Annotated in this window: 13 protein-coding genes; 5 read left to right on the forward strand and 8 right to left on the reverse strand. The window is 51.6% G+C overall.

Annotated features, from left to right (window positions below):
• Window positions 1-47: 47 nt before the first annotated feature.
• A complete protein-coding gene (locus BN3772_RS08285; protein WP_042198633.1) occupies window positions 48-1,277 on the reverse strand; it encodes an MDR family MFS transporter in 1,230 nt (409 codons plus the stop codon).
• 143 nt (window positions 1,278-1,420) lie between these two features.
• On the opposite strand from BN3772_RS08285, the gene BN3772_RS08290 reads away from it, so the two are divergent.
• Window positions 1,421-3,217: an ABC transporter substrate-binding protein gene (locus BN3772_RS08290; protein ID WP_052380422.1), complete on the forward strand. Its 1,797-nt coding sequence runs from the start codon at window positions 1,421-1,423 to the stop codon at window positions 3,215-3,217.
• A gap of 95 nt (window positions 3,218-3,312) precedes the next feature.
• Window positions 3,313-4,200: an aldo/keto reductase gene (locus BN3772_RS08295; RefSeq protein WP_042198635.1), complete on the forward strand. Its 888-nt coding sequence runs from the start codon at window positions 3,313-3,315 to the stop codon at window positions 4,198-4,200.
• Between the two features lie 221 nt (window positions 4,201-4,421).
• Here the strand turns inward: BN3772_RS08295 and BN3772_RS30875 are convergent, their stop codons facing one another.
• Complete coding sequence (locus BN3772_RS30875) at window positions 4,422-4,589, reverse strand: hypothetical protein (RefSeq protein WP_167336658.1); 168 nt, start codon at window positions 4,587-4,589, stop codon at window positions 4,422-4,424.
• Window positions 4,590-4,737: 148 nt separating this feature from the next.
• Here BN3772_RS30875 and BN3772_RS08300 point away from each other — a divergent pair, with 148 nt between their 5' ends.
• Entirely contained in the window at window positions 4,738-5,307 is a 570-nt protein-coding gene (locus tag BN3772_RS08300; RefSeq protein WP_042198637.1) for a histidine phosphatase family protein, read from the forward strand.
• A gap of 73 nt (window positions 5,308-5,380) precedes the next feature.
• Here BN3772_RS08300 and BN3772_RS08305 read toward each other — a convergent pair whose 3' ends face one another.
• Together BN3772_RS08305 and BN3772_RS08310 are read right to left on the reverse strand one after the other, a co-directional pair.
• Entirely contained in the window at window positions 5,381-5,797 is a 417-nt protein-coding gene (locus tag BN3772_RS08305) for a hypothetical protein (protein WP_042198639.1), read from the reverse strand.
• Window positions 5,794-5,997 carry a helix-turn-helix transcriptional regulator gene (locus BN3772_RS08310; RefSeq protein WP_039873665.1) on the reverse strand — a complete coding sequence of 68 codons (204 nt, stop codon included), beginning with the start codon at window positions 5,995-5,997 and terminating at the stop codon, window positions 5,794-5,796. Before BN3772_RS08310 ends, BN3772_RS08305 begins: the two co-directional genes overlap by 4 nt.
• Before the next feature lie 350 nt (window positions 5,998-6,347).
• On the opposite strand from BN3772_RS08310, the gene BN3772_RS08315 reads away from it, so the two are divergent.
• Window positions 6,348-7,568 (forward strand): aminotransferase class I/II-fold pyridoxal phosphate-dependent enzyme, encoded by a 1,221-nt coding sequence (locus BN3772_RS08315; protein ID WP_042198641.1) that lies wholly within the window; start codon window positions 6,348-6,350, stop codon window positions 7,566-7,568.
• 55 nt (window positions 7,569-7,623) lie between these two features.
• Here BN3772_RS08315 and BN3772_RS08320 read toward each other — a convergent pair whose 3' ends face one another.
• Complete coding sequence (locus tag BN3772_RS08320) at window positions 7,624-8,367, reverse strand: DUF4184 family protein (RefSeq protein WP_042198644.1); 744 nt, start codon at window positions 8,365-8,367, stop codon at window positions 7,624-7,626.
• A gap of 21 nt (window positions 8,368-8,388) precedes the next feature.
• Complete coding sequence (locus BN3772_RS08325; protein WP_042198647.1) at window positions 8,389-9,753, reverse strand: outer membrane protein assembly factor BamB family protein; 1,365 nt, start codon at window positions 9,751-9,753, stop codon at window positions 8,389-8,391.
• Between the two features lie 177 nt (window positions 9,754-9,930).
• On the opposite strand from BN3772_RS08325, the gene BN3772_RS08330 reads away from it, so the two are divergent.
• Entirely contained in the window at window positions 9,931-10,287 is a 357-nt protein-coding gene (locus tag BN3772_RS08330) for a hypothetical protein (RefSeq protein WP_052380423.1), read from the forward strand.
• A 111-nt stretch (window positions 10,288-10,398) separates the two neighbouring features.
• On the opposite strand, the gene BN3772_RS08335 is transcribed toward BN3772_RS08330, so the two are convergent.
• Window positions 10,399-11,349 (reverse strand): alpha/beta hydrolase, encoded by a 951-nt coding sequence (locus tag BN3772_RS08335; RefSeq protein ID WP_042198651.1) that lies wholly within the window; start codon window positions 11,347-11,349, stop codon window positions 10,399-10,401.
• Between the two features lie 192 nt (window positions 11,350-11,541).
• On the reverse strand, window positions 11,542-12,855 hold the full coding sequence (locus tag BN3772_RS08340; RefSeq protein WP_042198653.1) for an APC family permease: 1,314 nt from the start codon (window positions 12,853-12,855) through the stop codon (window positions 11,542-11,544).
• Between the last annotated feature and the right edge of the window lie 37 nt (window positions 12,856-12,892).

The following is a 12,892-nucleotide window of genomic DNA, read 5'->3' on the forward strand; positions in this document are numbered from 1 at the left end:
ACGGCTGCCGCTGTTTATATGAGATACAGCTGCTTTGACTGCTTATGCTACAAGCAGCTTTTGGCTTCTGACAGGTCTCTGGCTTTGAGCCTTCTATGGGCAAGAATGAGGAACGGCAGACCGAGGGCTGTAGTCAGCGCAAGCGGCACAAAGACAGCGGGACCGCTTGAGGCGCCGAACTGATCCAGCAGCAGGCCGCCAAGGATGGGGGCCATAACACCGCCGAGCCCGTTGAAGCCGATTGTTCCGAAATAGGTTCCTTTCCATTCTGGTTTGGCAATCCGGTCTATCAGCATGTCCATCATAGTGAACAGCAGTACCTCTCCGATGGTGAACAGAATGACGCCGGCCATCATCAGCCCGATCCCGCCTGCGGCACCGAACAGCAGCATACTGAGGGCAACACAGATATTACCGAGAATCAGCGGCACAATCGGCGAAAACCGGCTTGCTGTGCGGACTATCGGATATTGGACAACCAGCACCGTAACAGCATTCAGCGACAGCATATAAGAGAACACCTTGCCGCCGTCGGTGAAATGCGGATTCATTGCCAGGTATTGCGCCAGCGTTGAGCTGAAATGTCCGTAGCCGAGCACACAGAAAATGGTACCCAGCAGCACCGGCAGAAAGACGCGGTCACGACCGGTAACAGCCAGCGCGGCACGGAGCTTAGGAGCCTTAGCCGCCGGACGTTCAGGCAGGGTTGAATGGTGAATCCGAAATTGCATGAACAATACCAGCCCGTAGGCGATATAGACAATCCCCGCGATAACAAAGGGAAAGGTCGATTCAGCAGAGCCAAGCTGAAGGCCGATAATAGGCCCGAACACAACACCAAGGTTAACTGCCGCATATCTGAGATTGAACACAAGCAGCTTATGCTCCGGCGGAGTAATATCCGATAGCATGGCCCGGGAGGTTGGCTCGAATACCGCACGGCAGATCCCGTTCAAGGTATTAACGAGGAAAAATACCCATAAATGCTGGGCGGCGGCAAAGCCGAAGAAGACGCAGGCCCAGCCGAAGACTGAGACGAGCATGACGATTTTGCGGCCGATTACATCAGAGATATAACCGCCGTAGAAGCTGATCATCACTCCGGCCAGAGAGCTGACGGCTACCGTGAAGCCAGTCTGGGTCGGGGAAGCCCCAAGCACCTGGGTCAGATAGATGGATAAGAAAGGAATACTCATCGAGGTAACCAGCCGGCCGAACATGGTCCCGATAATAATGGTCCAGGCTAATGGATGGATATGCTGTAGACGCTGTTTCATAAGTCGGTGAATCTCCTAATCTGCTGAATGAATTTTGAGGGACTGCCATTCCAGGCGGTGTCATGTATAATTGTAATGTAAAAAGGGGGAAATAAAAGTGTAAGGTTTACACACTCCCTTTCACCTTTATAGGAGCGATCAGGATGGATAATCATATCTCGCATTATCTGCGGATAGCAGCCGGTTCTGGCAGTCCTTACAGGCTGCTGGAGCCGCTTCCGGCAAGTATTGATGCACTGGCTGAGGTGCTGTGCTGCACACCGCGCAACGTTAAATTTATACTGCGCCGGCTGGAAGAGGAGGGATTGATACTCTGGCAGCCGGGCAGAGGCAGGGGCCATTTCTCTACAATCACTTTTCTGCGCAGCATGGAAGAGGTGCTGGAAGAGCAGCTGCAGGGACTGATGGGCAAAGGGAAGGTCAAGCAGGGAATAGAGCTAATCGGCCTTCCGGAAGTTCAAGGTCCGCTGAAGGAAAGGCTGCTGGCCGTCCTGAATAAGCAAATGGGCTACCATAGTGAAGCAGAGAGCACCACAGGGCTTGATATTCTGCGGATTATCAGCAACCGGCATGTGCTTGCGCTGGATACGGCCTCTGTCTACACCGCTTTTGAAGCTTTTTTACTTGGTCAAATTTACAGCACACTTATAACCTACGAAGCGTCCAGCGATAGCTTTATGCCTGCGCTTGCTCATATGTGGGAAGTTAACGAAGCGTGCACCAGCTACGTGTTCTATCTGCGTAAAGGCGTCCGCTTCCATCACGGACGGGTTATGACCTCCACAGATGTTAAGCACACACTGATGAGGCTCAAGGAATTGGATAGTCCGGCGATATGGCATTTCCAGAATATTGCGGGTATAGAGCTGCTTGGTGATCACCGGATCCGTTTTGACCTGTCACGCCCGAACCGTTTTTTTCTGCATACATTAAGCTCCATCTATATGTCCATTGTTCCATATGATCTGGAGTTTAATCCGCTTAGCCCGGCCGGAACCGGTCCATACCGGGTAACCAGGCTGAGCGGTGATGTGGTTGAACTTGCGGCCTTCGATGAGTACTACGGTATACGTCCGCTGCTGGACCGGGTGGAGATCTGGACATTGCCGGATCAATGGGCCAGCGTACGCCAGTATCAGCTGCCGGAAGCGGGGGAGGTCCGTCCTTCCTCAGCCGCTTGCATCAATAACAGCATCGATTATCCGGCGCTGGGATGCAGGTATCTCCTCACCAATTTCCGCAAAAAGGGCCTGCAGCACAACCGGCCATTCCGTCAGGCTATGAGACTCTTATATCATCCGCTGTCCTTGAAGAAGGAGCTTGGCGGGAACCGGATTACCCCGGCAGCGAGTTTTTTGCCCTGGCTGAGCCGTCAGGCCAACTTCAGCGAACCTTCTCCAGATGCTATTAAGAAGCAGCTTAAGTTAAGCGGCTATAACGGTGAATATATAACCTTGGCGTATACCAGCAAAAAGGATGAACGCGATGAGGCCGAATGGCTGCAGCGCCGCGGAGCTTCAGCAGGTATAGCCTTCAAGCTGCTGGAATACAAGGATTTTCAGCTGGAAGAGATCATCAGCCGGGCGGATTTTGTATTTTCTGAAGAGGTGCTTGAGGATGACTGGCAGTGGGGAATGATCAATTACTTTGTTAACAGGTCTAACCATCTGCATGGACTCCTGCTGGATAGCCAGCTGGCCGTGATTACACAGAAGGTCAGCTCATTCATGGAGCTGGATGACAAGAGCAGAAGCAGTATGCTGCAGCAGACGGAGGATCTTTTACGTGATAATGCCTGGGTGCTTTACGGGTGCCATCTGAACAAAAGAGCCCAGCATAATCAGAGCCTGTTCGGTCTGCATACCGGCTCGTTTGGATTTCTCGATATTTCGAAGCTGTGGATTAAATCAAGCTTTCCGGAGGGAAGCGTGGAGAGCTAACGTTTTCTTTTTGCGGCAGAGGGTATAGAGTATAAGATATGCGAGTTCACAGGCGTTCCCGAAATCATAACGAAGGATAACAGGAGGCAGCCAGGATGGAAAAACGAAAATACGGCAATACGGATATGGAAGTTAGTGTGCTGGGCTTCGGCGGCTCGGAAATCCGCGGTTCTGGCCAGCAGACGGTAGACCGTCTGCTGGGAAGCGCAGTGGATGCAGGGCTCAATCTGATTGATACGGCTGAATGCTACGGAGACAGCGAGGAGCTTATCGGTAAGGCACTCGGCTCGCGCCGCAGTGACTATTATCTGTTTACCAAATGCGGTCATTCCGCAGGTCTGGAATATCCGGATTGGGACCTGGCTATGCTGGAAAAGAGTATTGACCGCAGCCTCAAGCGCCTGCAGACTGACTACGTGGATATGATACACCTGCACAGCTGCCGGGAAGAGGTGCTGCGTGACGGAGGCGTGATTGAAGTGCTGCAGCGGGCTAAAGAAGCAGGCAAAACACGTTATATCGGCTACAGCGGTGACCGCAAGGATGCACTCTATGCAGTGCAGACCGGCGTGTTTGACAGCCTGCAAATCTCGGTCAACATAGCAGATCAGGAGGCTATTGACCTGACATTGGGCGAAGCAGTCAAAAGGAATATAGGCGTAACTGCGAAACGCCCGATCGCCAATGCCGCCTGGATGTCCGAAAGCGTGGATGAGAGTGATTATTCTTATATTTACTGGAAACGGCTGCGTGAATTGACCTACGGTTTTTTAGCGGACCCGCAAAAAGCAGTTGGGACGGCGCTGCGTTTCACGCTCAGTACACCAGGAGTGCATACAGCCATTGTCGGTACTACCAAGCCTGAACGCTGGCAGCAGAATGCGGCACTGTTAAGCGGGGGCGCTTTGCCTGCAGAGCAGTACGAGGAGATCCGCAGCCTTTGGCGGAGTATGGCTGGTGCAGATTGGGTGGGCCAGACCTAAACCGGTTTTCATGATAACGGGCTGGGGCTCATGCCGTTTTTACGGTGTGGGCTCTTTATTTTGCATATAGTCATGGATCGGCTGGCAGAAAATTAGTTCATCAGTTTAAGGGAATACGGAACATTGGATTAGCTTAGATAAAAAAGGGGAGCCCCGTACCAAACGGTGCTCCCCTTCACTATGAGTGCTGGAAACAGACCGTGCTAAGCCGGGACAGCGAGCTAGACCGCCTGCTTGCCGTCACACTTTTTGCAGACATCCAGCTTGCCGCCGTCCGCTTTTTTGCCGATATAGAGCAGCTTGATCCGTGTACTGCCGCAGATTGGACAGGTTCCTCTGCTGCGGGACGGCATCCGCCAGAGTGCTTTACCGCGTTTGTTCTTGGACATGAGTATTCCCACCTTCACTCGTTATACCCTATCCTATGCCTGTCCTGATCTGACTAGTACTTTTCATATTGACATACCAGTTATTACTAATATAGTGTGAAGGCTGTATATTCATAATCATTCGGTATAACGATTACAGGAGGCAGCTATGCATACTTTCATCTACATGGTAAGGCACGGTGATTCACCAAAGAATGAAGGCAACGAAAGAACCAGAGGGCTGACGGGGAAGGGGAAAGCGGATGTATTCCGGGTAACTGATTTGCTGAAGCGGGAAGAGATCGAGGTGTTTGTATCAAGCCCGTATCAAAGAGCGGTCCTAACCATTGAGCATTTGGCTCAAGCCAGCGGCAAGGAAATACTATTGTATGAAGAGCTTAAGGAAAGGATTTTTCTGAATGAAGACAAGCGCCTGCCTGATGAGGTGTTGGTCCCTTTATTGGAGAAGTCTTTTATAGACCCCGATTATTCATTACCGGGCGGCGAATCGAATGCGGATTGTCAGGGCCGGGCGATGACTGTGGTCAAAGAGCTGTTACAGGAGCATAAGGGGAAAAAGATAGCTATAGGCACCCACGGTGCTGTGATGGTCTTAATTATGAATGCTTTTGATTCAAAATATGATCTGGATTTCCTGCTGGGCTTGTCCAAGCCCGATGTATACAGACTGGAGTTCGACGGGGTTGAGCTGGTTGAAGTTGTGAGGCTGTGGAGTTAATGATAGTAACTGCTAGTTCATAGACAGCGCCAGCCGCAGATTATAGCTATATTGCAGGCTGGCGCTGCTCCGTTTACATGCTTTTCTGGTATTGAACGATCAGATAGTGACTCATGAAATGGTAGATCAGAAATACAACCACTACAGCGAGGGTCACCCATAACGGGGCTGAAATAAGGATAGTAACATAGGCGATCGCCATGATCAGCCATTGTGTGATGTCTGCAGCTTTGGCTTTGGCGCGGTTGCGGATCACCGTATTCCGTTCGTCGTTATAATCGATGCGCGCTTGTTTGTCTAGCTCAGGGTTCTTGCGTGCTGCACGGATCATTAACAGATTAGATATACTAACCCCCGCACTGCCTGCCCCGATTCCGATCAACACACCTGAGACCGCCTTGAATTCCTCATTGTTAAAAAAGAAGCTCGCCGCAACCGCGCAGATCCCCATGAATAGCAATATTCCGTAGAAAGCTCGTGATCTTCTCATTTCTGTTCCTCCTCGTAGATAAAAATCTCCTCAACGGACAGGTTAAAATAACGGGCGATTTTAAAAGCCAAAATGATGGAAGGGTTGTATCTTCCGTTTTCGAGCGAGCCTATTGTCTGTCTGGATACTTCCAAGGCAGCTGCAAGCTCTTCCTGCTTAATACCGTGCTGTTTGCGTATTTCCTCAAGCCTGTTTTTCAAATAATCACCTCACTGTGACAGATGGAAAGCATGCTTTCCATCATTAACATAGCATTAAAAACGGAAAATGTAAAGGTTACTTTCCATTTTGGTGAGATTATATTATAGGGTGCTGTCAGCTCGGAATTCGTTATTTCAGGTGAAAAAGCTGTCCATTTTAGGCCGAAAAAACAGCGTATAACATAAATTATACGCTGTTTTACTTTAAATCGATTTTTATTACATCACACGGACAAGAATCCGGCTTAAAGAACGCTCTATTTACCATTATAATCCAGAGTGTAAACAGACTTCATCTGTAATTCCATCCGTCATGCTATAATGATTCAAAAACGAACAGGTGGAGAGTTATGACAACTGGAAAATCAGGCGCTGTCCAAAAATGGAGATCGGACAAGCTTTCACATTTAGGCTCTTCCATTTTTGCTGAGGTGGCAGAGTGGAAGGAGGAGGCGATCCGCTCCGGTCTTGAAATTATTGATCTGGGCATAGGCAGTCCGGATCAGGCGCCCGCCCCTGAAATCCGAGAAGCGTTAAGTGCGGCAGTGCTCCGGGATGACAGCTATTCTTACCCGGCTTCCAAGGGCAGCAGTGCCTTCCGTGAGCAGGCTGCCAAGTGGATGAGCTGGCGGTTTGGAGTGGAGGTTAATCCTGAAGAGGAGCTGGTGTCTCTGATGGGTTCACAGGACGGGCTGGCCCATCTGGCTTTGGCCGTATGCAATCCCGGTGATCTGGCAATTGTGCCCGATCCGGGGTATCCCATTTATTCAGGATCACTTGCTATCGCCGGGGTGAGGGCATGGCCGCTGCCGCTGCTGGCGGAGAATGATTTCCTGCCTGATCTGGACAGCATTCCGGATGAGGTGTGGCGAGAGGCTGCTTTTATCCTGCTTGCCTTTCCGGGGAATCCGGTTTCGGTAACGGCCGATTATGCATACATGGAGAAGCTGGTGGCGCTGGCTCTGAAATGGGAGGTGCTGATCATCCATGATCTGGCCTACTCGGAAATGGGCTTTGACGGCTACCGTCCGCTGAGCGTCCTGCAGGTACCTGGAGCGATACATACAGCGGTTGAATTTCATTCCTTTTCCAAAAGCTTCAACATGGCCGGCTGCCGCATCGGCTTCATGACCGGTAACCGTGAAGCAGTGGGTGCGCTCCGTGAACTCAAGAGTAATGTCGATTACGGGGTATTTAATCCGGTGCAGGAGGCAGCGGTGCTGGCCTTGGAGCTGGCGATGCAGGGAGATGGACGGCTTGAGGTTGCTCCGCTCTATGAACGCAGACGGGATGTATTCGTGCAGGCGCTGGCTGAGGAAGGCTGGGGCGTTCCGAGCCCGAAGGCTACGATGTTTATCTGGGCACCGCTGCCGGAGGTGTTTTGCGCAGGTCAGACCGGGCGGTCACGGAGGTTTGCGCAGGAGCTGCTGCTAAAGACCGGAGTGGCAATTATTCCGGGGGATGCTTTTGGCGCACAGGGTGAAGGGTTTGTACGGATTGCGCTGGTGGAGGATGAAGGACGGCTTATTCAGGCAGCGCAGAGAATCGGCAGTTTCGTACAGGCTCTGTAATAGAAAGAACAAAAAGGACTTCCTGCAGTGGAAGCCCTTTTTGTTTTGAAGCAATCTATTGCGGCTGAGCGGGGCGAAGCTTTTGAAACAGACAGATTCCTAGCAGTCCTAAGCATGCAGCATCAACGATTCTCACAACATGTACGCCGTAGCTCTGTAAGGATACCGGGGCTATAACGTACCAGACCAATAGGATGACGATAGCCAAGAGACACACGGCCGCCCAGAAGATCGCTTTTTGCTTAACCGATATGCTGGAAGGCTCCTGCATGTTAGAACGGCTCCTGTAAACCAGATAAATGAAGATCAGACTGAGTCCGAGCAGTGTACTGCCATGCTGCAGGAATTTGTATAACGGAATGCTGTGACCGTACACGCTGAACATGTGATTAAAGAACCCGGGGAATTTTGTCACCATAACCCCCTGCTTATGGGTAAAAGCATCCCAGGCCACATGCGTGAGCATGCCGAAGAGTGCTGAATAGAGGAAGACGAATACCCGGATAACAGGATTTGCAGCTGCACGGTGTGTGTAAGTGTCCTGGAGATAATGCGGCAGATGGCTCATAAAAGTCTTGTGCACAAAGTAGTGATAGATCAGATAAAAGACCGCAACCAGCGGCAGATTAAATACAAAAAATCCGGTAAATGAATGTCCGATCTCGGCAACCGGCCTGCCTCTGACAAAGTATTCGAAATCCGGTGACATGCTGCCCAGGACCATCGCGGAAAAATGAACGTAAGTGCTTTTGCGGGAAAAGGGTAATAGAATTGCCGGGTGTGCAAAAGTTAAGGGCATGATTATAATCTCCTGGTTTGTTTATTCTTGTAACAAGGCTTCGGGCATTTCCAGTGCAAAGGTTATGTTCTCAAAACGCACCAGTGCGGTTGTGCCGGAGATGATAATATGGCTGAAGTAAGTGTAAGACAGACCAGTGTCTAGTTTGCCTACAGCGGCTCCGGTGCGGGCATCCATGATGATGAAGCTGCCATTATCATAGCTGGCGAATACAGCATTCCCTTCCTTTTGAATCAGCGTAATCCCATCCGCCGGAGCTGCGAAGGGGACGGTCCGCTCATCCGCCAGATGAACACCAGTCACCATATTATTTTTCCGGAAAAAAGCCATTCCATCTGTAGGCCCGGCTGCCCAAACACCGTATTCATCATAGCTTTTGACGCCTGAGCCATCCGTTTGACCAAGGGTGAAACGAATGAGTGAGCGATCTGCCTGATCCGGCTTGCTGTCAAGCGTATAGACATAGGGCTGTTCAATTAGGGTCAAGCTGCTTTCTGTGAGCTGTACATCTGTCAGAGACTGATAATGTTCTTGCCTGGTCAGTTGTCCTGTCGCAGAATCCAGTCTTACAAGAGTCAGGAGGTGACCGGCAACCGGCGAGTCTCCGGGAATGTACTGCTCAGCAGCTGTCTCACGCAGCACCAGGTCATCTTCATAGGTGGTAACCGGACTTAAGATGCCTTCCGTGCGCCACATCCGCTTCCCGGTCGCAGGCTCCAGCCCAAAGAATTGCGAACGGATATTATCGATAGTACTGGACACGATCAGCACACCTTTATGCCCGCCGTGAATGGTACCGGCATACATCGGGATATCCGGATTTGTCCACAGCTGGTTGCCTGTATCAGGGTCATAGGCGGCTATACCGCCGCTTTCATTGGCAAAAATAATGGTCTTGCCAATTAAGCGGGCGTGTCCGCCTATTTCCATAAACTGCTTGGCAACTTTCGTGCTCCATAGCTGCTTCCCGGTGTCCGCTGACAGCTTAACGAGGTGGTCGCTGCCGCTTATGGTATAAACAGTGTTACCGCTGATGATTTCCGGCGTTCCTGCGTTCTCAAAAGTCCAGGCAATTGAACCGGAGGTGAGGCTGGCGGCATGCAGCGTATTATTGTGTGAGTAGTAGAATCGGCCATCCGAGACAGGGGGATCATCCGAATATATGCCGCTGCCTTCCGTATCAGCCTGCCATAATACCTTAAGCGGAGTGACGGCTTGCGGAGACGGTTTTGGCGTTATGTTCGCTGAAGCGGCATCAGTAGCTTCCTTAGGGTTTTGGTTTTGGCTGTTCTGGCTGTAATCCGCTTCATGTGAAGCGTTGACGAGACCGTATGTAAGCAGGCCGGCTGCCAGCAGTAAAGCGAGTCCAAGGGTCGTTCTGGACAAAGGGATCAGCTCCTTGATGGATATTATTATACTTTATTGACCCTCGGATCAGGCGATTAGTTGCTGTTTGGTCATGAAAATAATATATGGTTAACATAATAATATATATGTCACCTATATTCGCGGTTAACGGATTAGGGTAATAAAAAGCAACTACAACTCAGAGGAGGAACAATCATGGGGTTTCATCTTGGCGGACTGGGCGATAAGGTCCAGGGTCTTATGAATTCAGTTAAAGACGGGAATATAGGGGAACTGCTGCAAAAGCTGCCGCTGGATAAGCTTCCGTTAGATCAGCTATTGGACAAGCTGCCTCTGGAGCAGCTGCTGTCCAGCCCGTTTCTGCAGAAGTTTACCTCCTTCGGGTCGCTGAAGGAGCTCCTGCAAAGCGGCGGATTCTCCGGCTCCTCGGCTGACGACCTGAAGTCGCTGCCCCAGGATCAATTGGACGAGCATGTGAACAAAACGACCTCGTTCGGCTCGCTGAAGGATATGCTGCTGAAAGCGGCTGAATTCTATGCCCAGCGGAAATAAGCGGAGCACATTTGTACTGAATATAAGGATAACAAACAGGCCAGCCCCACAAATGTCGGGGCTGGCCTGTTATACGTATAAAGCGGGCTGAGCTGCCTTGGGAAAACGCAGTTACTGCTTTAACCAGGCGGTTGCCAGCAGCAAGGCGCCTTTTTTCGCTTCGGTATCTGCCATTGCATTCAGCATAACAAAGTCATGGATGATTCCCTGGAAGCGTACAGCTGTAACAGGCACTCCGGCTTCGCGCAGCTTATTGGCATAGGCTTCGCCTTCATCACGCAGCACATCCGCTTCACCGGTAATGATCAGTGCCTCGGGCAGACCGCTTAGCTGCTCAAGGCTGGCCCGGAGCGGAGAGGCGGTGATCTGCGCCCGTTCTTCCGGGTCGGCTGTATATTGATCCCAGAACCATTGCATGCCTGTACGCTGCAGGAAGTAGCCTTCTGCGAACAGATGATAGGATTCAGTATCGAAGGCGGCATCTGTTACCGGATAGAACAGCAGCTGCTTGGCGATCTTCGGTCCGCTGCGCTCCTTAGCCATCAGTGTAATAGCCGCTGTCATATTACCGCCGACACTGTCACCGGCCACGGTCACATTACCGCTGTCCAGCCCGTTTTTTCCGCCTTCCTTGGAAATCCATTCCAGGACAGCATAGATTTCTTCAATAGCAGTAGGATACTTGGCTTCCGGGGACAGGCTATATTCTGGAAAAACAACCGCAGCTTCCGCACCGGCCGCCAGCTCCCGGATCAGCCGGTCATGGGTGTGGCTGTTGCCGAACACCCAGCCTGCGCCATGAATATAGAGGATGACCGGCAGGTCGTCACCGACTCTGTTCAGCGGGCGGATAATCCGCACAGGCACTTTACCGCCGGGACCGCCAGAGACGATAGTATCCTGAATGTCGACTGCAGGCTTATCAACTTCGCCGGACTGAACATTATTTACTGTTTCCCGGCCTTTTTCCGGCCCCAGGTCAGGGAGAAAAGGGGGCTCCGAGTTATCATTCGCAAATTGCAGGGCAGCTGGCTCCAGTACGATTTTATTATAATCCGACATATATTATCTCTCCTTCGTGTGTTATGAATGATAGAACTTCTCTCCTTCATCCATAACCCGCTGCATACAGTCTGAAACGATTCACTTTGAGGTTGAATAGTATGGATTCAATATTAAAGGCCGCGATTCCTTAGCAATTAAGGAGTATCGCGGCCTGTTTGTGTATAGCAATTATATACATTCTCAATTGTATTAAATGACTTTGGACTTTTTCTGCTGCGGTTTTCTTTCGGGCAGATCAGGCAGCGAACGGCGGCTGCTCCGGAGCCAGACAATGGCCGTGAAGCATGCCGCAATGGCGAGCGGATAACCGATTGCCCAGCCGGTAAACGGAAACACTGCTACCGTCGCGGAAAAAGAAATCCAGCTGATTGTTACGCCCATCCGGCTGCCCTTAAGCAATCGTATACCTGCCGCGCAGCCGCCGATGTAGGTCAGGATGAAGGTTGCGTTCGGAAACTGTATCAGGGTGGTTATAGACAGCAGTCCGCTTCCGTACAGAAACAGGATTACTGCATAGCAGCCCATAAGGAACATCGTGGCACCTGACGGTGTCTGATACCGGGAGGATAACCGGCTCATCCACCGGGGCGCGTAGCCCTGACGGGCTAAAGCGAAGGCTACACGTGAAGCTGCGCTTGTATAGGCGATGATGGTTGCCGTACAAATGAACATTCCGGTGAGTCCGGCGATGAAGCCGCCCCATGCTCCCAGCGGCTGGCTGATGATCCAGACCAGCGAAGAATCTGCTCCGCCCCGGAGATAGCTTTGAGTGCCGACCGTTGCCAGGGCAGAGAGGAAATAGAGTACGCCTACAATGACAGCGGCAATGGTAACCCCTTTTATGGCAGCACGCTGCGGATCTTTAAATTCCTCTGACAGATGAGACACGGCTTCCCAGCCGATAAAGCACCAGAAGAGAATTGCAGCAGCTTGCCCGATGCTGGTCCAGCCGTGCGGAAGGAACGGAGTGAAATGAGTGCTTTCCATCCGGGGCAGCGCCGCGGCAAAGGAGAAGACCAGCACAGAGACAATGGCGATTACGACGGCAATTTGCACTTTGCCGGCGACCTGCATCCCGATCCAGTTCGTGATCAGCCCCGCTGCCAGCATGCCGGCAGCAATAGCGATTCTTGCACCGTCGCTCCAGCCCATGGCGGCGGTCATATAGCCTGCCCCGGTTAGCGCGGCAACGGGTCCGCCGATCGGAACAGACATCAGGAAGAACCAGCCGACCATCGCTCCGGCCCGCGGACCGAACGCCAGTGTTACAAAGTGTGATACGCCGCCGGCATTCGGATATTTGGCAGACAGCAGTCCCATCGACAGCGCCAATGGAAGAATTAACAGTGTCATAAAGCCCCAGGCCAGCAGAGATGCCGGTCCGGCCATTTCGGCCGCCAGGCCGGGAACGATCAGCACCCCGGAGCCGAGCACAGCACCGATGTAGAGGGCAATGGCCTGCGGCATGCCGATATTGCGTTGCAGAGAATTGCTTTGCTTCATTTAAATATCCCGCTTTCCTTGTATTTATGTATAGAGT

Origin of the sequence: Paenibacillus camerounensis, assembly GCF_000723885.1 — a bacterium.
Classification (GTDB): Bacteria; Bacillota; Bacilli; order Paenibacillales; family Paenibacillaceae; genus Paenibacillus_AQ; species Paenibacillus_AQ camerounensis.